This is a genomic window from Pseudoalteromonas sp. 2CM39R (assembly GCF_023161845.1).
In genome coordinates this window covers 49208-72820 of record NZ_JALNTM010000015.1, presented here as the reverse complement: position 1 = coordinate 72820, position 23613 = coordinate 49208, and the positions used below count along the sequence as shown (strand labels likewise).

General features: G+C 42.1%; 22 protein-coding genes. 13 read left to right on the top strand and 9 right to left on the bottom strand.

Annotation, left to right across the window (positions count from 1 at the left end):
• The first annotated feature begins 35 nt into the window (after window positions 1–35).
• Both MTF66_RS27355 and MTF66_RS27350 read left to right on the top strand, forming a co-directional pair.
• Window positions 36–1049: a fatty acid desaturase gene (locus MTF66_RS27355; protein WP_248529243.1), complete on the top strand. Its 1014-nt coding sequence runs from the start codon at window positions 36–38 to the stop codon at window positions 1047–1049.
• Between the two features lies 1 nt (window position 1050).
• Window positions 1051–1461: a GFA family protein gene (locus MTF66_RS27350; protein WP_248529242.1), complete on the top strand. Its 411-nt coding sequence runs from the start codon at window positions 1051–1053 to the stop codon at window positions 1459–1461.
• Window positions 1462–1469: 8 nt separating this feature from the next.
• Here MTF66_RS27350 and MTF66_RS27345 read toward each other — a convergent pair whose 3' ends face one another.
• The 3 genes from MTF66_RS27345 to rhlP all read right to left on the bottom strand — a co-directional run bounded on the left by MTF66_RS27345 (window position 1470) and on the right by rhlP (window position 5715).
• Window positions 1470–2660, bottom strand: a complete 1191-nt coding sequence (locus tag MTF66_RS27345; RefSeq protein ID WP_248529241.1) for an MFS transporter — start codon at window positions 2658–2660, stop codon at window positions 1470–1472.
• Window positions 2661–2756: 96 nt separating this feature from the next.
• A complete protein-coding gene (locus tag MTF66_RS27340; RefSeq protein WP_248529240.1) occupies window positions 2757–4814 on the bottom strand; it encodes a TonB-dependent receptor in 2058 nt (685 codons plus the stop codon).
• An 88-nt stretch (window positions 4815–4902) separates the two neighbouring features.
• Window positions 4903–5715, bottom strand: coding sequence for a rhombotarget lipoprotein (gene rhlP / locus MTF66_RS27335; protein WP_248529238.1), 813 nt, complete (start codon window positions 5713–5715; stop codon window positions 4903–4905).
• Between the two features lie 251 nt (window positions 5716–5966).
• Between rhlP and MTF66_RS27330 the strand changes: the two genes are divergently transcribed.
• Both MTF66_RS27330 and MTF66_RS27325 read left to right on the top strand, forming a co-directional pair.
• Window positions 5967–6401 carry a hypothetical protein gene (locus MTF66_RS27330; protein WP_248529236.1) on the top strand — a complete coding sequence of 145 codons (435 nt, stop codon included), beginning with the start codon at window positions 5967–5969 and terminating at the stop codon, window positions 6399–6401.
• Window positions 6402–6503: 102 nt separating this feature from the next.
• Window positions 6504–7586 (top strand): endonuclease/exonuclease/phosphatase family protein, encoded by a 1083-nt coding sequence (locus tag MTF66_RS27325; RefSeq protein WP_248529234.1) that lies wholly within the window; start codon window positions 6504–6506, stop codon window positions 7584–7586.
• 246 nt (window positions 7587–7832) lie between these two features.
• On the opposite strand, the gene MTF66_RS27320 is transcribed toward MTF66_RS27325, so the two are convergent.
• Complete coding sequence (locus tag MTF66_RS27320) at window positions 7833–9209, bottom strand: NAD-dependent succinate-semialdehyde dehydrogenase (protein ID WP_248529232.1); 1377 nt, start codon at window positions 9207–9209, stop codon at window positions 7833–7835.
• Between the two features lie 166 nt (window positions 9210–9375).
• Between MTF66_RS27320 and MTF66_RS27315 the strand changes: the two genes are divergently transcribed.
• Genes MTF66_RS27315 through MTF66_RS27305 form a run of 3 tightly spaced genes read left to right on the top strand, consistent with a single transcriptional unit; the run spans window position 9376 to window position 11520 of the window.
• Window positions 9376–10413 carry a nitronate monooxygenase family protein gene (locus MTF66_RS27315; protein WP_248529230.1) on the top strand — a complete coding sequence of 346 codons (1038 nt, stop codon included), beginning with the start codon at window positions 9376–9378 and terminating at the stop codon, window positions 10411–10413.
• A complete protein-coding gene (locus tag MTF66_RS27310; RefSeq protein WP_248529228.1) occupies window positions 10410–10976 on the top strand; it encodes a Crp/Fnr family transcriptional regulator in 567 nt (188 codons plus the stop codon). The genes MTF66_RS27315 and MTF66_RS27310 overlap by 4 nt, the downstream gene beginning before the upstream one ends.
• 49 nt (window positions 10977–11025) lie before the next feature.
• The gene (locus MTF66_RS27305) at window positions 11026–11520 is read left to right on the top strand and encodes a YgjV family protein (RefSeq protein WP_248529226.1); all 495 of its coding nucleotides are present in this window, start codon (window positions 11026–11028) and stop codon (window positions 11518–11520) included.
• A 7-nt stretch (window positions 11521–11527) separates the two neighbouring features.
• Here MTF66_RS27305 and MTF66_RS27300 read toward each other — a convergent pair whose 3' ends face one another.
• Together MTF66_RS27300 and MTF66_RS27295 are read right to left on the bottom strand one after the other, a co-directional pair.
• Complete coding sequence (locus tag MTF66_RS27300) at window positions 11528–12061, bottom strand: cytochrome b (protein WP_248529224.1); 534 nt, start codon at window positions 12059–12061, stop codon at window positions 11528–11530.
• A gap of 81 nt (window positions 12062–12142) precedes the next feature.
• On the bottom strand, window positions 12143–12655 hold the full coding sequence (locus MTF66_RS27295; protein WP_248529221.1) for an NUDIX hydrolase: 513 nt from the start codon (window positions 12653–12655) through the stop codon (window positions 12143–12145).
• Window positions 12656–12869: 214 nt separating this feature from the next.
• Between MTF66_RS27295 and MTF66_RS27290 the strand changes: the two genes are divergently transcribed.
• The 5 genes from MTF66_RS27290 to MTF66_RS27270 are packed head-to-tail and all read left to right on the top strand — an operon-like array spanning window position 12870 to window position 18410.
• Window positions 12870–14210, top strand: coding sequence for a sigma-54 dependent transcriptional regulator (locus tag MTF66_RS27290; RefSeq protein WP_248529219.1), 1341 nt, complete (start codon window positions 12870–12872; stop codon window positions 14208–14210).
• A gap of 10 nt (window positions 14211–14220) precedes the next feature.
• Entirely contained in the window at window positions 14221–14430 is a 210-nt protein-coding gene (locus tag MTF66_RS27285; protein WP_054562695.1) for a histidine kinase, read from the top strand.
• Between the two features lie 22 nt (window positions 14431–14452).
• Window positions 14453–15931, top strand: coding sequence for an ATP-binding protein (locus MTF66_RS27280; protein WP_248529217.1), 1479 nt, complete (start codon window positions 14453–14455; stop codon window positions 15929–15931).
• Window positions 15931–16392 (top strand): response regulator, encoded by a 462-nt coding sequence (locus MTF66_RS27275; protein ID WP_054562693.1) that lies wholly within the window; start codon window positions 15931–15933, stop codon window positions 16390–16392. The genes MTF66_RS27280 and MTF66_RS27275 overlap by 1 nt, the downstream gene beginning before the upstream one ends.
• A 50-nt stretch (window positions 16393–16442) precedes the next feature.
• Window positions 16443–18410, top strand: coding sequence for a response regulator (locus MTF66_RS27270; protein WP_248529215.1), 1968 nt, complete (start codon window positions 16443–16445; stop codon window positions 18408–18410).
• Here MTF66_RS27270 and MTF66_RS27265 read toward each other — a convergent pair.
• The 3 genes from MTF66_RS27265 to MTF66_RS27255 are packed head-to-tail and all read right to left on the bottom strand — an operon-like array spanning window position 18373 to window position 22101.
• Complete coding sequence (locus MTF66_RS27265) at window positions 18373–19395, bottom strand: LacI family DNA-binding transcriptional regulator (RefSeq protein WP_248529213.1); 1023 nt, start codon at window positions 19393–19395, stop codon at window positions 18373–18375. The two genes, MTF66_RS27270 and MTF66_RS27265, sit on opposite strands and share 38 nt — an antisense overlap.
• Before the next feature lie 21 nt (window positions 19396–19416).
• On the bottom strand, window positions 19417–20748 hold the full coding sequence (locus tag MTF66_RS27260; protein WP_248529211.1) for a glycoside-pentoside-hexuronide (GPH):cation symporter: 1332 nt from the start codon (window positions 20746–20748) through the stop codon (window positions 19417–19419).
• Between the two features lie 24 nt (window positions 20749–20772).
• A complete protein-coding gene (locus tag MTF66_RS27255) occupies window positions 20773–22101 on the bottom strand; it encodes a GH1 family beta-glucosidase (RefSeq protein WP_248529209.1) in 1329 nt (442 codons plus the stop codon).
• 230 nt (window positions 22102–22331) lie between these two features.
• On the opposite strand from MTF66_RS27255, the gene MTF66_RS27250 reads away from it, so the two are divergent.
• Window positions 22332–23600 (top strand): sugar MFS transporter, encoded by a 1269-nt coding sequence (locus tag MTF66_RS27250; RefSeq protein ID WP_248529207.1) that lies wholly within the window; start codon window positions 22332–22334, stop codon window positions 23598–23600.
• Window positions 23601–23613 lie beyond the last annotated feature (13 nt).

Here is a 23613-nt window from a genome sequence, read left to right as displayed (position 1 = left end):
ATGATTTTGACATCAATCAGTTAGCAACCCTTGTGATGTCAGAATTAACCGCAAAGCAAAACATAAAGGCGATTGTTACAGCCATTAAGGCCGAAGAGCAGTCGCTTAGAGCACATTACCCTATTCTTAACCAGCAAAACGCCATTGCGATGGTTATCCTACTCGTGTCGTTGTTTTCACTGATTGGCGTTGCGACTCTTTATTACTTAGCGATTGTTCCCTCGTGGCTTTGCATCATTCTGGCTGCCTTTATTACCTCGATATCGCATGAGCTTGAGCATGACCTTATCCATAAGCAGTATTTTAGTGATCGTCCTTTTATACATAACTTTATGATGTTAACAGTGTGGCTTATGCGGCCAAATACGGTTAATCCTTGGTATCGCAGAAAGATTCATTTACATCACCATAAAGTATCCGGCACCTCACAAGATTTAGAAGAGCGTTTGGTGGGCAATGGCATTAAATCGCCATTTTTGAGAGCCTTGGTCATCACTGATGGCTTGCTAGGTTTACTAGTTAATACCAAGCGATTTAGTAAAGAAATTAGCGGTTTTAAGTTTTTACGTGTGTTTAATGCGGGCTTTCCGATTGCAACCGCGTATTTTGCGATTCTTTATGGGGTAATTGCTTATTACGCTGTGCAGTTTGTTCAGCCATTTACATTGCCGCCGTGGGGAGCTGAGTTATTGACGATGGCAGAGTTTTTAATGGTGGTACTTATCGTGCCTAATATCATTCGTTCTAGTTCTCTTAACTTAGTGACATCTTCAATGCATTATTATGGCGGTGTAAATAACTTGCTTGAGCAAACGCATGTGATCACCAGCCGCTGGTTTTTACCATTTCAGTTATTTTGTTTTGATTTTGGCCGCACCCATACAATCCATCATTTTGTGCCGAACCAGCCCTTTTATATTAGACAATTGATCAGCAAAAAAATACGTCCTATTATGGCCCAGCATGGGGTACGTTTTAATGATTTCCAAAGCTTAAAACAGGCTAATCATTACCCTGTAAAAGAGCAGCCATCTCAACAAGGAGTTTAATATGAAGGTTACCGGTCGTTGTCATTGTGGTGAAGTAACTTACAACGCAGAAGTTGATGAAAATAAAGTGATTAACTGTCACTGCACTGATTGCCAAATTATCTCGGGGGCGCCTTTTCGCACGGTTGTGGTGTCTGTGCCAGATGGGGTTACTTTTACAGGTGCTGAGCCAAAAGAATATATAAAAATTGCCGAGAGTGGTAATCAGCGTGCGCAAGGGTTTTGTGGTAACTGTGGTACAGCCTTGTATGCGACTTCTGTAGGTGCAGGTGAGCGTATTTATGGCTTACGTATTGGCGCCGTAGAGCAAGCTGATGAGCTTATTCCAAAAGCTCATATTTGGTATCGCTCACATAAACCTTGGCTCGATAACCTTAGTAATATGAGCGCCTTTGAAACCGCACCTAAGTAGCTGCGGTTTTATTTCTCTTGTTGGTCGATAGTGATATTTCGGCCGCTTAAGTAACCAAATAAAGCACACAACAGGCTAGATGCAATACACAGCCAAAGTGCTCCTGCCCAGTTATTAAAATAACTATGTAAGGCGCCCGCAATAATGGGGCCTGTTGCAGCCAATAAATACCCGATACATTGTGCCATACCCGATAACGCTGCGGCTTGCATTGAGTCATGAGTGCGCAGGCTTACAAATGATAAGCCCAATATAAAACAGGCACCTGAGCAAAAACCTAAGGTGACTGACCAAAGCATCGCAAAGCTAGGCGCAACTAATAATCCAACAGAACAAAGCGCGCCAAGTAATGCCAAGCTTAGGGTTAAGATGCGTTGATCTTTTAATTTGGCAAGTAGTGGAATAAGCACAATACCTGGTAGCGCTGAGGCTACTTGAAAGGCGCCTTGCAAAGCACCCGCGTGCTGCGCACTATGGCCGCCTTCTATTAAAATGCTGGGTAGCCAACCTAACATGATATAAGTGAAAAATGAGTTAAAGCCAAGCAATAACGTAATTTGCCAAGCAAGTGCAGAGTGCCAAATTTTGCTTTGTGTATTATTCGATACGGGTGCCTGTTTTGGCATGGTATGTTGCTTAAGTTGTGGTAACCACACCACAATAGCTAGTACAACCAATAAGGCATAACTGGCAAGCGCCAATTGCCAACCAAGTTCTTTATACTCAGCCAGCGGAATGATGAGTGCTGAATAGCTGCCTCCAAATATGCCCATCGCTAAAACATAACTAGACGTCATCACAGCGACTTTGTGTGGAAAGTCACGTTTTATCAAGCTTGGTAACAACACATTGCCAATCGCGATACCGACACCAATCACTGCAGTACCAATAAATAGTACTGTGGCAGAATCAATAACACGAGACACAACCCCAATGCCTATTAATACAAGGGCAATAAACAGTGATACCTCAAGGCCGCATTTTTTAGCAAGGCTTGCTGCCATGGGTGAAGCAACAGCAAATGCAATTAAAGGTAAAGTCGTCAACATGCCTGCTTGTGATGCATTTAACTTAAATTGATCAATGATCTGTTCAAGCACCGGTGCAATGCCAGTGATAGGTGCTCGCAAACTGGCTGCAATAAGAAATATGCCCAGCACTAAAAGAAGGTTACGAATTAGGTTTTGAGATGATGACACGCTGTTTAGGAGCTATAGCAATAGGTACATTTATCATACCAAAACACTAAACAGCGTGGGTGAACTATGAGATAGCTCACCAAATAATGCGGTTACTTAAAACTGATAACTTGCTGATAACATGGCGTTGCGCGGTCTACCCGGAAAGTAGCGATCGCCACTAAATGTGGTGTAGTCAGCGCGCTCTGCATAGCGTTCGTCGGTTAAATTGTTTATTCGTGCAGTCACCGTAAAATTAGCTGATAGTTGCCACGCCGCTCTTAAGTTTACTAATGAGTGACCTTCGTAGCTATGCTGGTTTTCAGGGTCAGTAAAGTAGCTGCTGGTGGTATGTAGCTCAAGGCCAACACGCGTCATATCGTTTGCTTGCCAAAGTAGCTGTAAGTTAGCGATGTTACGTGGTGCAGTATCAATGAGATTGCCATTGATATTTATCCCGCTGAGTAACTGGTCATAACTGTATGTATGCTTGGCGTGGCTTGCGGCTAACTGCATCGATAAGCTTGGCGTAATGGCATAGGCTAATTCAAGCTCAACACCACGATGCTGGGTTTGGCCATCATTGACGTAATAAAAATCACTGTCACGGAAAATCGTGTTCTTTTTGTTCATTGCATAAATGCTAACTACATAATGCAGCTTAGCTTGTTGGCCTTTTAAACCAAGCTCTAGGTTTTTAGCTGTTTCAGATTTCAGATCTGCGACATTTTGTTCGCGTTGTAACTGATAAAGCTCTGCCGCTTGCGGTGCTCGATAGCCTTCTGAAGCATTGGCGTAGATAAACTGGTTTTCAGCATATTGATAGCTTAAACCAAGCTTAGGTGAAAAGTTAGTAAAACGATTTACACCGCTTTCTGGTCTAGAATAGCGACATCCGCCCATTGCGCATGCAGTACCATCTTCTTTTGTACGACCTGCCAACATGTGGTTGTCGTAATCATAACGCATACGCTCGTATCGACCCCCAAGGCTGATAAGTAACTCATCAAGTTGCCAATCTAGGTTAACAAACGGTGCTAATAGGGTGCTTGTTACTTGATAATCATAATGTTTGCCTTGAGGCACGGTGGCGACTAAAAATGCTGAGCCTTGAGTTGGGCTATCTTGATATTGTAAAAAATCAGCATCCGTAAGCTCACCATCAAAGCCAACAGTTAAGAGGCTTGAACCCGTTAACTTATGCTGCCAGCTTGATTGTAGGCCAACACCTTGCTGAGCATTTTCTTCAAGGGGAGTACCCGGTAAAAAATGCTTAAAGAAGGTCATATTTTGGTCGCGGATATAAGGCGTTAGGGAAAAGCTGTTAGCCTCATCTTGTGTCCAATTTAGCTTTGACCAAACACGCAAAGAGCGAGCTTTACGAAATGCATCAGGATCAAAATTAGACTGAGCTATTTGCTCATCCTTATAGCTTTCAAAGCCTTCGATGTAGCCAGCCGTTTGTTGATCTAAATGGGTGTAAGTCAGGCCTGTATTTACACTTAGTTTTTCACCATCAAAACGGTGGCGTAGCGAAAGCTTTTCTTGATCAACACTTTCGTCATCACGATAACCCGTATCTCGGGTGATCGTGGCATTAATGCCTAAACCTTGCTGGCCAAAGTCACGCCCCGTACCAAGTTTGTAGCGAGTGTAGCCAAACGAGCCGTAATCAAAACCAAGTTGGTTGTGGTCATAGGTTGTATCTGGCGTGATCACGTTGACTACACCATGTACTGCGTTTGAACCGTAAAGAGCAGAGCCCGGGCCTTTCAGTACTTCGATACGTTCAGCCATTTCAGTATGGGCTTCGAATAACTCATTGATGTTGCAAAAACCAGCTGCGCGAAGTGGAATACCATCTTCAGCGGTAAGTAAGCCCCCGCAGGCACCTGCACCAGAAAGTACAGGTGAACGTAGAGCGGGTAAATACTCTTGGCCGTTACCGTGTTGAAGGTTAGCACCTGCCACTTGCTTAAGGGCTTGTTCAATATGAGTTGGAGCGATAAGCGCCAGTTGCTTTTGTGAAATACTGCTGACCACAACTGGCAATGGATCTGCCAACACTTCGCTGCGCGAGGCGGTTGTTGTAATATGTTCTAGCTCATTATTAGCGAAAGCTTGATGGTTAAATAATGAGGTGCTCACAAGCACTGAGAGTATCGACAACTTCATGAAAACCCTTTGGTTAGGTACAACAAAAACCAAAGGGTAACTGCTTTTTAGGATGGGTAAAAGCTTTCGCGATTAATAACTTTGTTTGTTATGCGCTACGGCGATGTACGGCAAAACCTGCCAGTACTGCAACCAGCCAAAATAAGCTACCGCCGCCAGTACCATTTCTGTGCGTGACATTAGCTACTTTTTCTTCTTTAACGCGGGTTTTAAATTGCGCCAATTCAGTATCTAGATTTGTGATCATGTCATCAACGGCACCATTAAAGCTTGCCAGCGATTGCTCTTTAGCGACTTCATCGATGCCAATCGCTGTACTGCGTTGCTCTGCTTTATGTATACCTGGAGCGCGAAACAGCATTTTTCTGCTTTTTACATCAAATACGGCGGTATCTACAAAGGTTTGTACTGAGTTTTCATTACCCGGAATTACATATAAACCAACTATGGTTAGATATAAAAAAGCCGCGTTATTTTCTAAGCTTTGCGACACTTGGTCGTAAGAAACTAGCGCCATAATATCCACATCATATAATCGAGATACTTGCTCTAATGTGGTAAACCCTTCGCCGCCTTTTAAATAAGTGCTTGGGATCACTTCAATGCGGTCAATGTAGTCATATTGCATAAACTGCTTTTTAACTTTGTTCAGCAGTGCCACTTCGTCACCGTGGTGTAAGCCATCATTGTACTTGTTAGGAATAAAGGCAACCCCTACAGTGGCAGGTAAGTTCAAAGTTGGGATCGTTGCTTGATGGGCTGCTCTGTCTTGCTGGTCTGGGTAAAGGTACTCAACCAATGAACTTGATTGCGTTTTTTGATTGCCATATTGGCTCATCATGGCACTACAGCCCGTTAGTGCAGTAATGCTAATGACCAAACACCATTTTAGTAGATTCATAAATTATCCTTATTATGTAGTGAGGAAGCGTTTGTTTATGTTGCAAATATAACGACAGACGCCCCAAACGGAACTGTAACTCAGACTCGATTTTTCGTAAATAGTGCCAAAGAAGTTTAAAGAAATGTAAAGGTTAGCTTTCTAATGTGTTGATATGTAAACAGTTGCGTTTTTAAATTGTAACCCTTCATCTATGATTCAGGCTAAAACGTTAGGCTTTTTATCAAGAGCAAACGTTGAGGGTCTCTATTATGAATAAATTACTTACTATCTCAGTTGCCGTTTTAGGTTTGAGTTTGATACCTATGGAAGCAAACGCGAAACATGATCGTGACCATGATAGATACGAACATAAGCACGAACGTAAAAAGCATAAGAAGCATAAAAAACACCACAAACATCACCATCATGACAGAAATGATCGTTACGATAGATACGACCGTTACAGCTACCGTGATTTACCACCCGGTTTATACAAAAAAGTAGGGCATGGTGGTGGCTTACCACCAGGTTGGTATAAGCGTTATCACCATGGTGATATTCTTGACCGTGATATATATCGTCATGGGCGAGTGATTAAACGTCGCGACCGAAATGGCATAATTGCCATCGAAATCGATGACCGCCTTATTCATCTAGTACACGATACGCGAGAGATTTTATCAATCGTTACTCGCCATCGTTAATCCTGTCAAAAGCCGCTTAGCGGCTTTTTTATTAATTTTAATATATTGTTCAGACGTAAATGCTAGACTTGTAAGATAATAAAAACATAACGAGGGAAGTTAATGATAATTACTTTAGGGATGGTTGTATTAACTTTATTGATAGTTACCTTATTGCCATTTTCATACTCTCAACACTATTTGATTCGCAGTTGTGATTTTGTGCGCTTGCAAGTGGTTTACCTTGCCTTTGCTAGCCTAATAGCAGCAAGTTATTTAATTAGTAGCACCCACTCACTGTTTTTTATTGGTTGTGCAGTGGCTAGTGTTCTAGTGCTGATATTACAAATTGGCTGGATTTATCCCTACACAAGGCTTGCTAACAAAGAAGTTGCCTCAAGTAGTAAATCCGATAAGCACAGTATTCGCATTATGTCGGCAAATGTACTGATGTCGAACACTGAATATGACAAACTCGTTGGTTTAGTTAAAACGCATCAACCTGATTTCCTCATTACGTTAGAGTCTGATCAAACTTGGCAAAATAAACTGAGCAGTTTAGAACAAGAGTACCCATATCGAGTGTACTGCCCAAAAGATAATCGCTATGGCATGCACTTGTACAGCAAGTTTAAAATCAAACAACAGCAAGTTTGTGAGCTTATAGAAAGCGATATCCCCTCAATCCATATTTTGTTTGAAGATGCAGATGGTGTAGAAGTACAAGGACACTTTATTCATCCTGCTCCTCCGAGTCCAACAGAAGAAGACAGTTCACGACCCCGTGATACTGAGTTGATCATCTTAGCGAAAGCACTTAAAAACAGACAGCGACCTTGTATCGTTGCCGGTGATCTAAATGATGTTGCATGGTCGCGTAGTACCCGCTTGTTTATGCGTATCAGTGGTTTGTTAGACCCACGTAAAGGGAGAGGCTTTTTTAATACGTTTCATGCCAGTTATTTCTTTATGCGTTGGCCGCTTGATCATCTTTTTCATAGTAATGAGTTTAGTGTTAAGCGCATTGAGCGTTTGGCAAAATATGGTTCTGATCACTTTGCACTGCTTACTGAACTTGTTTATAAGCCCGATTCTGACAATCAAAAACACCAAGAGCAGATTGATAAAGAAAAAGCAGTGGATGAGTTAAAAATGCCTGCAGCGTCTAAGCAGCAAGTGCCAATGTTTAATACCAACCCGCAATAATACTTAATCATTTTGAGGGATTAAACCTGTCGCTAACTGCGTTAAAAATTTCTCATTTACGACTGCATGGATGCAGAAGGTAGAGCAATGCAGGAGCAATTGCCGAGCACAACTAAATAACGAAATTTTTGCCTTGTTATCAACGAGGTTTTATTGCCTCAAAATAGACTACTTAATTAAGCGTATTGGTATGAAAAGTGATTCGTTTTAGTATTAAAAAGGGCTCTAACGAGCCCTTTTTTGTGGTTAGTCGTTGATCATAATGGTTTTGATATTAACAAATTCACGTAGCCCAAAGCCGCCGTGTTCACGGCCATAGCCACTGTCTTTTACACCACCAAATGGTAAGTTCGGTTGCGCAAGACCATAGCCATTAATATTAACCATGCCGGTATCAAAATGGTGCTTTGCAAGCTCAATGGCTGCTTGTTCGTCTTTTGAGAAAATACCGCCACCAAGACCATAGCGAGAGTCATTAGCAATTTGCATAGCCTCATCATTATCTTTTGCCCTAATAAGCGATGCTACAGGGCCAAATAATTCATCATCATAGGCGGGCATGCCCGGTTTAATGTTTTCGAGCAGAGTCGGGGTGTAATAAAAGCCTGTGTGCTCAGCAACTTTACCGCCGGTAACAATGCTCGCACCTGCATTTACTGAATCAGTCACTTGCTGATGAAGTTTATCGCGTAAATCTTTACGGGCCATTGGACCGAGCGTGGTTTTTTCATCATTAGGATCACCAAGAACAACTTGTTCAAATTGCTCTTTAATTAAGGCTTTAAAATCATCGTATAAAGCATCAACAACAATAAAGCGTTTTGCGGCAACACAGGTTTGCCCGTTATTGATCAAGCGCCCTTGTGTACATGCGGTAATCGCGGTATTTAAGTCAGCATCATCAAGTACAACATAGGCATCGTTACTGCCAAGCTCAAGTACGGTTTTCTTAACCTGTTTACCTGCAAGCTCAGCAACTTTTTTGCCTGTTTCGTCGCTACCAGTAAATGTCACACCTCGAATAGCTGAGTGCTCAATCAGTTTGCTTGCGGTTTTGCCGTCAATCAGTAGGTTTTTAAAGCAATAGTCATCAAAGCCAGCTTGAGTAAATAATTGCTCAATTTTTTCAGCCATGCCAAATACATTGCCAGCATGTTTTAGCACCGTGGTATTACCCGCCATGATATTCGCGCAAGCGTAGCGAATAACTTGATAAAGCGGGAAGTTCCAAGGTTGGATACCTAAAACGACACCGATTGGTTGGTAGCTAATAATTGCACGGCCGTCTTGCATATCACGGCTTTCATCAGCAAGCACTTGTGGCCCTTGCTCTGCGGTATAGCGACAAATTGCAGCGCAAAGCTCTACTTCTTGTAGGCCTTGTTGATATAACTTGCCCATTTCATCGGTCATCAATTGGGCTAATTCTTGTTGATTAGACTCAATCACTTGTGCAAGTTGATTGAGTAATTTAGCGCGCTTTTCATGGGATGTTGTGCGCCACTTTAAAAAAGCTTGATGACATTGGTCAACTTCACTCTGTGCTTGTTGCAATGACAATAAATTATACGTATTTATGGTTTGCTCATTGGCTGGATTGATTGTAGTAACAGTATCAGTCATCATTATCTCCTTACAAAATTGTAGGAAAAGGTTTGCAAGGCTAATACCTATTTTTTCGCTGCTCTAGCTATCTGATTTAATTGTATTTTATTTAATTTGAACTTGGCTAGACACTTTTTTTTCTGTAAAAACTGCAACAGGCTGCAAAACTTACAAGGAATACGTAATGACAAATTCTGTGTTAAATACCGAGCTTGCGATTATTCAAGCGCCAATGGCGGGTGTGCAAAACGCCAAACTGACAGTGGCTGTGTGTGAAGCTGGGGGGCTTGGCTCGTTACCTTGCGCTATGCTTTCGGCTGAGCAGCTTGTCTCAGAGCTTGATTACATTAGCCAGCATACTGATAAGCCGTATAACCTTAATTTCTTTTGTCATCAAACACCTGACTATACATTGGCTCAGCAAACTGCATGGCATAATGTACTTGAGCCTTATTTTGATGAGTTTGCTGTCGATGCCTCACAATTTACCCGCAACGCTTCGCGCCAGCCAATTAATCAGCAAGTGATCGATATTATCGCGCCTTATAAGCCTGCCGTTGTGAGTTTTCATTTTGGTCTGCCCAGTAAAGAGATTGTTTCTCAGATTAAAGGGTGGGGCGGGGCTGTTCTTTCATCAGCCACAACGTTAGATGAAGCGCGCTGGTTACAAGCAAATGGTGCCGATGCGGTTATTGCACAAGGGATTGAAGCTGGTGGTCACCGCGGTCATTTCTTATCGATGGATTTATCGCTGCAACCAACCACAGCGCAATTAGTGCAAGAATGTGTAGAGCTTGAAATACCGGTTATTGCAGCAGGTGGAATTTGCTCAGCTGAAGATGTAGCTCAGTACCAAGCATTAGGTGTAGCAGCAGTGCAGGTGGGGAGCGCTTACTTACTTTGCGAAGAAGCGACAACAAGTGCTTTACATCGTGAAGTATTAAAAACGGCTAAGCCAGACTCAACAGAATTGACAACCTTATTCTCTGGTCGCCCAGCACGAGGAATACGCAACAGAGTGATGCAAGAGTTAGGGGCGATGCCAGAGCAAGCGCCGCCCTTTCCATATGCATCGATTGCGATGACGGCACTACGGTCAAAAGCAGAGGCTAAAGGCGACAGTGGTTTTTCTCCGCTTTGGTGTGGTGAGCGCTTTGTGGTTCGAGAAGGGATTAACGCCCAGCAAATTACTGAATTACTAATGCAAGGTTGGCAGTCTTGACTGATACCCAGTTACTTCCACTAGGTGATAGTTATCATCAGCTAGCCGGTGAATTTCGTAACAAACTTGCAGGGCAATGCGCTATAAAGCGGTACGCTAAAGGTGATGCTTTATTGCAGCAAGGCGACGAACAAGATGCAGGTTACTTAATTATATCTGGGGTGCTTGGGGCATTTCATGCATCCTCGCAGGGTGCACAAAAGTGTAAAGAGTTTTACTTTCAAGATGAATTTGCACTGCTTTATGGTAACTGGTTAACTAAAACCCCAGCGCTTTATCAGCTAAAAGTAATACGTGATGCTGAGCTTATTAAGGTGCCTTTGGCTTTATTTGATAGTAGTGACTGGCAAGCAATAAAACATCAGTTAATTAGTCAGCAATTATTGTTTAAAGAAGCAAAAGAAGCTTTTTTATTACTCAATACCCCTGAGCAGCGTTACCAATATTTACTAGAACAAAAGCCGCATTGGCTTGAACAACTGAGTTTAAACGAGGTTGCTATGTATTTAGGGATCTCTGCGATTTCTTTATCGCGAATTAGACGGCGTCTTAACTTAAGTTAAGGCGCAGCAAAATAGTGAACATTACACTGCTGATTTTTCAGGAGTCGTTATGTTTATTTTATCTCAGTGCTTAGTTGCCATTGCCACATTACTCGATTTGGCTTCATTTCAGTTTAAACAAAGGCAGGCAATTTTAGCTTGTTTGCTTAGCTCGGTTTTACTGACATCATTGCACTTTATGCTGCTCGATAACTTCAGTGCAGCAAGCTTAATGCTGATTGCTGCAATGCGTTATGGCTATTGTATTTTTGCCCGCAAAACCTGGGTGATGATAGCTTTTATGCTTTTGAGTATTAGCGCAGTACTATTTACTTGGCAAAGCTGGGTTAGCTTTATCGCGCTGTCTGCAACGTTACTGCAAACTTATGCTTCATTCCAAGGCAAAGACTTTACCTTACGCATACTGATGATTGTTGGCACGATTGGTTGGATAATCCATAACATCTTGGTTTTTTCACCATTGGCAGTGCTCATGGAAACGGTCTTTTTAATAAGTAATTTAGTGGGCTTATGGCGCTTTTATTCTCACCCTAAGCCCGCTTAAATTTGATTTAAGACTTACCTAGCATGCGGCTCAGCATGCCATCTTTGTCAACAAACTGGTGTTTAAGTGCTGCGGCAATGTGTAAGGCTAAAATCACCACGATAATAAGCACTGAACTGTGATGCACAAAGCTGCCTGCATCAGCAAGCCAAGGTGTTTTCTCTGGTGCGCTTAATAATTCAAACTCAAAAAAGCTAATTGCACGACCACCCGCATAGCTCATGATAAAACCAGATAACGGCATAGCTAGAGTTGCAAGTAATAATAGGCCATGAGTAAGGTGGGCAATCGCTGTTTGCCATTTAGGCATTGCAGATGTCGCGGGTAATGCACCTTCTTTAATACGCCAAATAAGCCTTGCGATGGCAAAAACTAATACCACTAAGCCCATTGATTTATGCCAGCCCATATAAGTAAATTTAGCGGGTGGATCGGCAAAATCAGCAACATAAATGCCCATCGCGAATACGCCGATAAACAAAATGGCAACGGTCCAATGTAAAAGGATGGTTGGCTTTGAAAGGGGGGCTACTTTACTCATGGTTTACTCTCATAATTGGTTTTAACTATAAATATAGACTGCCACAATATCTGATGGTTGCGTAAAGTAATGTAAAGTAACTTAAAGAGTGTCAGCAATGAGCTTTAATAAGAAGGTTTCGCGCTGAATCGATAGGCCCTGTTTTTCACTCATTGCCATGGTGGTTTCGTTATGTGCGATGGCATCAAATATATTCACCCACTTAGGGTGCATGCCATTTTGCACTTCGTAATGCTCCATTTTAGGGTCTGCAAATTCATCGCTGATTTCACAATAGTAGCAATAGGACTTGATATGAACACAATCAAAGTCGTCTTTATACCAAGGCCTGATTTCTTCGTATAATCCTAATGGCTGCTTTATTTGAATTTGTAGTGCACCCGTTTCTTCATGTAACTCTCGCAGGAGTCCTTGCTCAATGCTTTCGCCTTCATCAACGCCACCGCCAGGTAGGCTATAGTCATCATAACGGGCGGTATATAAAAGTAGTATTTGTTCACCTTTTAAAACAATGGCGCGGGCAGTATGACGAATGAACACCGTACCATAGTCATCACTTAAACTTGGGTGAATTACTTTTCTTAATAACTTCATAGGATTACAACTCTAAATTAATGCAAGTACAGCTTAGCTTAATATTGAACGCGCCATAATAACCTTTTTTCCAAATTTAATTCATTTTACTTACCCCAAATTGAAACTAATAAGGTAATATAATTGGAATTAAGAACTATTTAGGTATCTAACGTTTAGTTTTATTTTCGAAAAAACTTTGCGTAGAATGGTAGAAAAAGCTTAGGAAATGAATATGTTGAACGTACTTTTAGTCGATGATGACAGTGAATTTAGCGATGTAGTTTGTCATATAGTTGAGTTCCTAGGGCATAATATAAATACCGCAGCAAACTTGGCAGAAGCGGAGCAATGGTTTGAAAACAACACGTTTGATCATGTCTTTTTAGATTTCATGCTGCCAGATGGCAGCGGCCTGCATTTACTAGAGCATTTAAAAGCAATCGGTCAATCGCCTCGTGTAACGTTAATTTCAGGGCATCCTTCAGTAAAAGGTAAGCTGGCAGAAATGTGTGAGCCTAATGTAGGTCACCTTGTTAAGCCACTACAACGCGAAGACATTGAGCGTGTACTCAACCCGAAAAAAGCAGCCCCTAAGAAAAAATCAACGCCAACAATAAAGCGCCACTTTGGCACTCTCATAGGTGAATCTGAGGTGATGCAAAAGCTTTACACTATGATTGAGCGTGTCGCAGCCACTTCTGCCAATGTAATGTTGATGGGTGAAAGTGGTGCAGGTAAAGAAGTGGTGGCGCAAGCGATTCATAATGCGACTGAGTGTGATGGTCCGTTAGTGGCAACCAACTGTGGTGCATTTTCAAAAGAGCTGATTGGTAGCGAGCTTTTTGGTCATGAAAAGGGCGCGTTTACAGGGGCTATTGCGCGCAAAGAGGGTGTGTTTGAGCAAGCTGCTGGTGGTACTTTGTTTTTAGATGAAGTGACCGAAATGCCAATTGATATGCAGCCAAACTTACTACGTGTACTTGAAAGCAAAAAAGTAACCCGAGTGGGTGGCACAAAAGAGCAAGCAGTAAATTGCCGTGTTATTTCTGCAACCAACCGCACCTTGACAGACCTTGCGCAAAACAATGTTATCCGTGAAGACATTTACTTTCGTTTAGCGGTATTCCCCATTGATATTCCACCACTTCGTGAGCGAAAAGAAGATATTCCACTGCTTGCAAATGCCTTTTTAGAGCAACTCAATGAAGAAAACGGCACTGACTTTAAATGGCAAGCAGCACAAATCAAAGAGCTTGAAGCCCATGATTGGCCAGGTAACGTACGTGAACTTCGTCACGCTATTCACCGCGCCTTTATTATGAGTGACCCTAAAGGCACAGCTATTACTTTACCTGAATCGCTAGAGTCGCCATTTTCTAAAGTGAATAAAGAGAGCCAAGCAAACCAAGTTGTTGCAGGGCAAACCATTGAAGAAGTTGAAAAAGAATTGATCCACGCTACTTTAGATAAAGTACAAGGTAACAAGACGATTGCAGCACAAATGCTGGGGATCAGTACGAAAACACTTTATAACCGTTTAAATGCTTATGGAGGCATTGGCGAATACAAATAAAAGGATAGCTATGAATAATAACGAGTCTTTACGAAAAATGGTGCACGATGCCCGTGCGCCGCTGAACCGTATTTCAATGAATGCAGAGTTAGTTAAGCTCGTATTAGAAAATGATATGCCAAAACAAAAAGCACTAGAGGCATTAAATAAAATAATAGCTAATTGTCAGCAGTGTAGTGAGCACTTACAAGAAATAAGCGACACTCACGCTGCAGATTAAGCACTCATAGATTAGGAAGTAAATGCAAAAACAAAAAGGAAAAATAGCGGTTAACTGGGCTGGGTTTATAGCCGTGGTGCTCTGTATCGTGGTGGCTAATGCGATTTTAGCCCTTGATAGCATCCGGTCACTCACCGAAACACAAAATAGCCTTGATAACACCAATTCACTTAATACTGCGATAGAGCGGCTGCACTTGTCTGTAGTGCAAGCCGAATCAGGTCAGCGTGGTTATTTACTTAGTGACCGTGAGGATTATCTACTCCCTTACAGTGATGCAATGGCGTCGATGCAGGCGCAGATCATGCTTGTTAAAAGTTTGCACTCAGAAATACCCGGTCAGGCAGACCGCATTGCTCGTTTAATACATTTGGTAAACGACAAAGTTGGCGTAATGACTAAAACAACCGATCTGGCCCTTGCAAATAAAGACGTTAAGGCTCGCCGCTTGTTACTAACAGACCAAGGTCGCGATCTATATAAAGAAATACGTGAAGCAGTTGATGAAATTCAAATGCGAGAGCTTAACTTTAAGATAGAGCAGTTCGCGAAGCTCTCGCAAATTAAAGATGATGCAAAGCTAACATTTGCTATTACGTCAGTGACTAGTGCCTTATTGATTATAGGTATGTTTGTATTAACACGTATCAACACACGCAACCAAGCTAAGTACAGAGCTGAGCTTGAAAACCAAAACGAGAACCTAGCGGCAAAAGTTGCAGAACGTACGCAAGAGCTAACTATCTATTCAGATGAGCTAAGCCGTTCAAACAGAGAGCTTGAAGACTTTGCCTTTGTTGCAAGCCATGATTTACAAGAGCCACTGCGTAAGATCCAAGCTTTTAGTGACCGCTTAGAAAGAATGTTTAAAGATGAACTCGGTGAAAAAGGTATCGACTATATTAGCCGGATGAAAAATGCGGCGCAGCGTATGTCTAATTTAATCAATGACTTGCTTGAGTTCTCACGCGTAACCACCCGTGGTAAAGATTTTACTGATACTGATTTAAATGAAGTGGTTGCAGAAGTTTTAGATGATCTTGAAATTGCGATAAAAGAATCTGAAACCACAATTAACCTTGATACTTTACCGCACATTCAAGCCGATCCAAGTCAAATGCTGCAATTGTTCTTAAATATTCTTTCTAATGCGGTGAAGTTTAGGCAAGAGAACGTTGCGCCTGTGATTGATATTACATACCAGCGAACGTCAGAGTTTAGCGAAGCTCACAATAGTGATGTGGAGTGGGAAGTTATTACTATTTCAGATAACGGCATTGGCTTTTCTGAAGAGTATCTCGAAAAAATATTTGTTCCGTTTCAGCGACTGCATGGTCGTTCTCAATATAAAGGCACAGGCATAGGTTTATCGGTTTGTCGTCGTATTGTTGAGCGTCATGGCGGAGAAATAACCGCAAGCAGTCGCGTTGGTGAGGGTGCAAGCTTCACCCTTAAACTACCCGTGGAAGCATCACTTTTCACATTACAAGGAGAGGCGTAATGCCACTTAATAAAGTTAAACCAATTACCATTTTAATGGCTGATGACGACGAAGATGATCGTTTATTAACCCAAGATGCATTGGCTGAAAGCCGTGTATTGAACGAGCTGTTTTTTGTTGAAGACGGTGTAGAGTTGCTTGAATACCTTGAGCGTAAAGGCAAATTTAGTGAAAAAGAAAACTCGCCTCGTCCGGGCTTGATTTTACTTGATTTAAATATGCCGCGTATGGATGGCCGAGAAGCTTTACAAGCAATCAAAGCTAACCCTAACTTAAAGGGTATTCCGGTGGTGATTTTAACCACATCAAAACAAGAAGAAGATATGGTTAAAGGCTACGATTTAGGCGCTGCATCATACATCACTAAACCGGTTACTTTTGAAGGTTTAGTTGAGTTAATGCAAACTCTAGGGAAATACTGGGTAGAGTTTGTAGAGCTACCACCCTCACAGAACGATTAATACCAATTAGCAATAATAATTGATTAAGCAAACTGGTATAAGGAATAAGAATGTTAGATAAGGTAACCCGATTACTCTTAGTAGAAGACGACGAAGACGATTATATTCTTACTTGCGACTACCTAGACCTATTAGGTTCCCATACATTCGATGTTGAGTGGTTAAGTTGCCCTGAAGAGGCCATTAGTGTACTTAGCGAAAACAAGCATGATATTTGTTTGTTAGATTACCGCTTAGGAGCATCAGATGGCCTCGAAGTACTAAAACGGGCTGTGGCAAATGGTTTTCGTGGCCCGATTATAATGCTTACCGGGCAATCAGATGAAGCTCTCGATTCTGCAGCGCTCGATGCCGGTGCAGTTGATTATCTGGTTAAAAGCGAGATGAACTCTAGCCGCTTTGCCCGTGCTATACGTTACGCTTTAGCTCGCCGAGATGTTGAAGATGAACGTGTTGAGCGTTTAAAAGCAGAAGCTGAAAACCGCTCTAAAGACCGCTTTTTGGCTCATTTGAGTCATGAGTTACGCACACCCCTGTCTTCTATCTTGGGTTACACAGAGTTACTCATGCAAAGTGATAAAAATCAGCATGCTCAAAATGAGTTGGGTGTGATTTACCGAAATGGTAAACACTTACTGAGTTTGCTTAATGATGTGCTCGACCTATCAAAGATTGCTGCCGATAAACTGGAGCTCAATTGCAGTGATGTTAACTTAGATAGCCTTATGGCTGACGTTTATACCTTAATGCGCGTTTCTGCGCTTGATAAAGGCTTATCGCTTAAGTTTGAGTCGCAGCAAGCTCTGCCTTTAGTTATAAACACAGACGCTACACGGTTACGCCAAATCCTCATTAACATCATCAACAACGCAATCAAGTTTACCAACCAAGGCGAGATCACAGTGCGAGCTTGGACTGCTTGGGTTAATGAACGAGAAATGCTGTTTTTTAGTATTAAAGACACTGGCCTTGGTATTCCAGCTGAAAAACAAGCACTGATTTTTAAACCATTTGAACAAATTGCTGATGTAGAATCACGAGATGTCGGTGGAGCGGGGCTTGGCCTTGCTATTTGTTCAGAGTTACTTAGTCGTATGCAAGGCTCTATTGAACTTGAGTCAACTCAAGGCGTGGGCTCTGAATTTACCCTTTCGATTTACCCTGGCAATATTCGAGATATTGAACGCCAAGTGCTGCGCTTTGATTCAAACCCCGATTGCCAGCAAAAACTAGCAACGTTAAAAACCACTGGACGAGTATTAGTGGTCGACGATTTAAAAGATTTACGTAATCTCGTTGGTCACATGATTACCAGTACTGGCGCAGAAGTGGATTATGCAGAACACGGTAAACAAGCAATTGAAAAAGTAGCCAGTGCAGAGCAAGCGGGTAAGCCTTTTGATATTGTATTTATTGATTTGCACATGCCGGTTATGGGCGGTAAAGAAGCCACTATAGAGCTACGCAAAATGGGTTATCAAGGGCCGATTATTGCACTTACCGCCGCCACCATGAAAGGGGTGAAAACTGAGTTAAGTGCGCTAGGTTTTAACGATATGATTGCAAAACCGGTTGATTCTGGGCTGCTTTACCAAGTGCTCAATCATTATATTTGCGAAGGCAATACAGAACCTGTCGTTGAGCAAGACGACAGCCCTGAAGTGACATTACAAAGCACACGCTATTTATTGGTTGAGGACGACAGTGATGCGGCGCAAATCACTCAGTTATTGCTTGAAAGCTTAGGTGTTGAAACTGTTATAGCACCAAGTTGTGCTGCGTGTCTTGCGACCCTGAGTGACGATCAAAACTTTGCTAAAGTGTTACTCGATATGCACTTACCCGATGGCGAAGGGCTTGATTTAGCCCATGAAATAAAACAGCGCCACCCTGACTTAAATCTAGTCATTGTTAGTGGCGCAGAGCCAGAGCCTGAAAAAATTGAACAACTTGAGATTGAACAAGTGCTATTAAAGCCAATTAACCTTGGCTTGTTATCTGAGCTGATTGGCGGCTAATTGAATGCCTAACTATCAGCTCTGGTTCAAATAGCGTTTGTAGTGGTGGGGTTTGTGTTTGATAAACATGATTTAACACCCAATCTGCTGCCATGCGACCCATTTCATCTATTGGATAATTAACAGTACTCAATTGAGGGTATACGTGACGGGTGAAAAACACGTTATCGTAACCCATAATCGACAATTGCTTAGGTAAAGTTAACCCTAAATCACGCGCGCTAGCCATGGCACCTACGGCCATTTCATCATTGGCACAGATAAGCGCAGTGAATGGGTGTGTTTGTTGATGCAGCGCTTTTAAACCTTCGTAACCACTCGCTTCCATGAAATCACCTTGGAATAATAGGTTTTCATCAAACTCAAGGTTAAACTCAGCAAGAGCCTGTTTATGACCTTCTAAGCGGTCTTTAGCATCTCGTTTCCATAGCGGCCCGCTGATGTAGGCAATATCTTTATGACCTTGTTCTAAAACATGCTTAGCAGCTAAGTAACCACCTTTAATATTGTTAAGTAAAATACAGCGATCACTGAGTTCTTTGATATAGCGGTTGATCAATACAAACGGGGTACGGCCTTTACTGAGCTTAATAAGGTAGTCATCGCTGACCGCTTCAACATGTAAAATAAGGCCATCGCAGTTACGGCTTATTAAAAATTCAATCCCTTGTTTTTCGCGTTCTTCATCACTGTGGCCTGCAGCAATAATCAAATGCTTGCCTTGATTCCGAAAGGTATTTTCAATACCACTCATCATAGGCCCGTAAAACGGACCCTGTAATTCAGAGACCAGTAGGCCAACACTGTTCGAGCAATTTGATGCTAATGATTGAGCAATTGAGTTAGGTCTATAGCCAAGCTCATCCATTGCGGCAGTGACCTTTTTACGAGTTGCATCACTGACATTTGCATTGTTGTTCATTACTCGTGAAACGGTTGCAAGAGAAACACCTGCTAGTTTCGACACCTCGTAAATGGTGGCCATATTATTCCTTTTTAAACAAAATTATGGATGCTGCTTTAGCGATAAATCGGCACTGATCTGCTCAACCGTTTGGTTATCCAGAATATACCTTTTCATTATAAAAGCGACAAGCATACTACCTATTGCTGGGTAAAGGGTAAACGAAATTAAGATACCTGAAAGCGTATGTTCGCTTAATTCTGTATTAGCTTCATAGCCATAAAATGCCAGTAACCAACCTGCAATGGCACCGCCAAGGGCAAGACCAAGCTTAATAAAGAAGACCACGCTTGCGTAGACTAGGCCTGTAAGCCTTTCACCGGTTTTCCACTGCCCGTAATCTATGGTGTCGGCCATTTTTGCCCACAGTAGCGGGGTTGCCATTTGCGTGAAGAAACACCATAAAAAGTATACTGCAAAGGCAAGTATCAGTTGTTCGCCCGGCAGCCAAAATGCCACACAACTAATTGCCGCAGAGATATATTGCAACCGAATATAGGCGGTTTTCTTATCTACGCGTTTGCTGAGTGGGTTTGCACAGGCACAGCCAAGAATATTACCTATCATGCCGATGGTAACAAAGTAGGTGACCAGCTCTGCTTCACCAAGCACATATTTTACATAGTAAATGGCAAGGGTCGTGCGCAAAACCATACTGGTTAACAGCATAAATGCAGCAAAACACAACACTTTAAATGGGCCATTTTGCCATAGCGTGTTCATGCGGTTTTTCCAGCTCAACGATGAGCTGTTCTGAGCTACAACGCGCTCTTTGGTAAAGCGAAAACAAATCAAAAATAAGATCACACCAAAGCCACTCATTAAAGCCATAGTGAGTTGGTAGCCGGTAGCGTTATCACCTTTGCCTAGCCAGTTTACCAAAGGTAAAGTGCAGGCACTGACAATTAAGCCGCCCAGCATACCAAATACAAATCGGTAAGATTGAATGGATACTCGCTCTTTAGGATCGCCACTTAATACCCCACCTAACGCTGAGTAAGGAATATTAATAGCGGTATAAACCAGCATCAGTAAAGTGTAAGTGACAAATGCGTAAATGACTTTACCTGATTCTGGTAGGTCTGGTGTGGTGAAGGTGATCATGCTGATCACACCAAATGGTATAGCAAGCCAAAGCAAGTAGGGGCGATAGCTTCCCCACTTAGTGCGGGTCGAATCGGTTAAAGCCCCCATTAGTGGATCGGTAACTGCGTCTACGAATCTCACCACTAAAAACAAGGTGCCAACAATAGCGGGTGAAATACCAAAGATATCAGTATAGAAAAAAGTTAAAAATAACATCACCGTTTGAAAGATGATATTACTTGCTGTGTCGCCTAATCCGTAGGCTATTTTTTCTCTTTTTGTCAGCATGTGTGTTCTCTATTGTTGTTATTTTTATCGCTGTTTGAGTAGCGCGCGATATTGTTTTGCGCTTTCTTTTAAAATGCGTTGTTGGCTTTGATAATCAATATAAACTAAGCCAAAGCGCTTTTCGTAGCCATACGCCCATTCAAAGTTGTCCATTAAGCTCCATGCAAAGTAGCCTTGAATATCGACGCCTTGGCGAATTGCATCACACACTGCATTTAAATGAGTGTGGTAATAATCTACCCGCTCGATGTCGTTCACTTCACCATTTTCTAACGTGTCGGCCATGGCTGCGCCATTTTCGGTGATGTACATTTTTGGTAAGTCATATTGCTGGTGCAATGATACCAAAAGCTCAGTTAAACCTTGTGGGTAAACTTCCCAGCCCATATCGGTAACACGAACATCTGTAAGGCTTGCTTCTTCAAACCAGTTATCAGCGGTATTTTTGTAGTGTATGCGGGTATAGTAGTTAACGCCAATAAAGTCGACGTCTTGGCTAATAATTGCCATATCGCCAGCAATAACAGTTGGCTTAACTTCATCAGCTAAATCATTAAATAAAGATGGATAAGCGCCTTCTAAAACCGCTTTGATATACCATTGGTTGTGATATTGATCAGCAAGCTCAGCGGCTTTTTTATCATCGGCGGTTAAAGGGTAGGTCGGGCTGAAGTTTAATACGATACCTGCTTCTGTGTCTGGGCAGTTTTTACGTAATACTTGCATTGCAAGACCGTGGGCAAGCAATAAGTGGTGCGCAGCTTGTCGGCCAGCTTGTTGCGATTTAATACCTGGTGCATGTACACCGACTTCATAACCTAAGTAGGCACTACAAAATGGCTCGTTCAAGGTGGCGAATGAATCAACTAAATGGCCAAGGTGTTGAGTAACAAGTTCGGCATAGTCTTTAAATTTATAGGCCGTTTCGCGATTTAACCAACCGCCATTATCTTCAAGGTATTGGGGTAAATCCCAGTGATATAAGGTGACGTAGGTCTTAATATTACGTGCTTTTAACGCCGATAATAGCTGAGCGTAAAATGCCACACCTTGCTCGTTAACTGAGCCATCTTGCTGCATGACTCTCGGCCACGAAATAGATAAGCGGTAAGCATCGACAGCCAAATCTGCAATCATCTCGATATCTTGTTGCCAGCGTGCAACATGATCACAAGCTACATCGCCATGGCTGTTATCTGCAATGGTGCCAGGCTTTTCGCAAAATGTATCCCAAATACAATCGAGGCGCTTATCGCGTGCCCCTTCAATCTGAAATGAGGCTGTTGCCACCCCAAAAGTGAATTCCGGCTTTAGCAAAGCCGAATCTGGTAACAGTGAGATTGATTTATACACAGTTAATACTCGTCCTTTGGGTTAGTGTAAGGCTTGAATATTTAGAGCTTTGACTCGGCTGTAAGCGCTTACATTTTTTCTGTAAATAAATTGCTAAATATGATTTATATGTTATAAATGTAAGCGCTTACATTTAATGTTGCAACATTTTTCGCTATTTGTTGTTAGTGATTAAGTACCAGAGTTTGCTGTAACAAACTGATAAATATAATTAACTAGAGAAGAAAATTATGGCTCATGTATCAACTCCTGTTTCGGCTGCAGCAGGCCAAGCAGATATGCCAAAGCAGCACTTTGCGCTGGCATCATTGACCACATTATTTTTTATGTGGGGGTTCATCACTTGTCTTAATGACATATTAATCCCTTACTTAAAAGGCATGTTTTCACTTAACTATACGCAGGCTATGCTCATACAGTTTTGCTTCTTTGGTGCGTATTTTGTGATGTCGATTCCGGCAGGCAAGTTGGTCAGTCGTATTGGCTACCAATTTGGTATCGTGGTCGGCTTAGTGGTTGCAGCCATTGGTTGTGCGCTGTTTTACCCAGCTGCTGTTGCTCATGTGTATGAGTTATTCTTACTGGCCTTGTTTGTACTGGCCTCGGGCATCACTATTTTACAAGTATCTGCCAACCCTTATGTAAGTGTTCTTGGTCCACAAAAAACAGCGTCTTCGCGTTTGACTATGACACAAGCGTTTAATTCTTTAGGAACAACAGTCGCGCCAATTTTTGGTGGTTGGTTAATTCTATCTGAAATTAGCCAAGCAACGGCAGAAGAAGTGAAACTCCCTTATTTAATGTTATCGTTAAGCTTATTGGTACTTGCGGTTATCTTTGCGTTTTTAAAACTGCCAAAACTAGGTAAAGAAAGTGATAGCGAAGCGGCACATCAAGACTTAGAAGACTTTGTTGATTTAGGCAGTGTTTGGCGTTACCGCCACCTTATTCTAGGTGCTGTAGGTATCTTTGTGTATGTAGGCGCAGAGGTAGCGATTGGCAGCTTCTTAGTAGGCTTTTTGACCCTAGATAACATTGCTGGTTTACCAGAAAATGAAGCCGCGCATTATATTAGCTACTATTTTGCAGGTGCTATGGTTGGCCGTTTCATTGGTGCTGCTGTAATGCAAAAGTTTAATGCCGGTAAGGTACTAGCCTGCCATGGCTTATTAGCTGTATTGCTGGTAATTATTGCCATGACAGGTGAGGGTAGCCTTGCTATGTGGGCAATTTTACTTGTGGGGTTATGTAACTCGATTATGTTCCCAACGATTTTCAGTCTTGCTCTACACGGCCTTGGTAAATATACCTCTAAAGGCTCAGGCATTTTATGTTTAGCGATTGTAGGTGGTGCGATTATTCCATTACTACAAGGTGTGTTAGCAGATTCTATTGGCGTGCAAATGGCGTTGTTTTTACCTATCGCATGTTATTTATACATTACTTACTTTGCGCTGGTTGGCTCAAAAGTATCGACTCAGACTCAGCAATCTTCATAGGTGTAAAAATGAA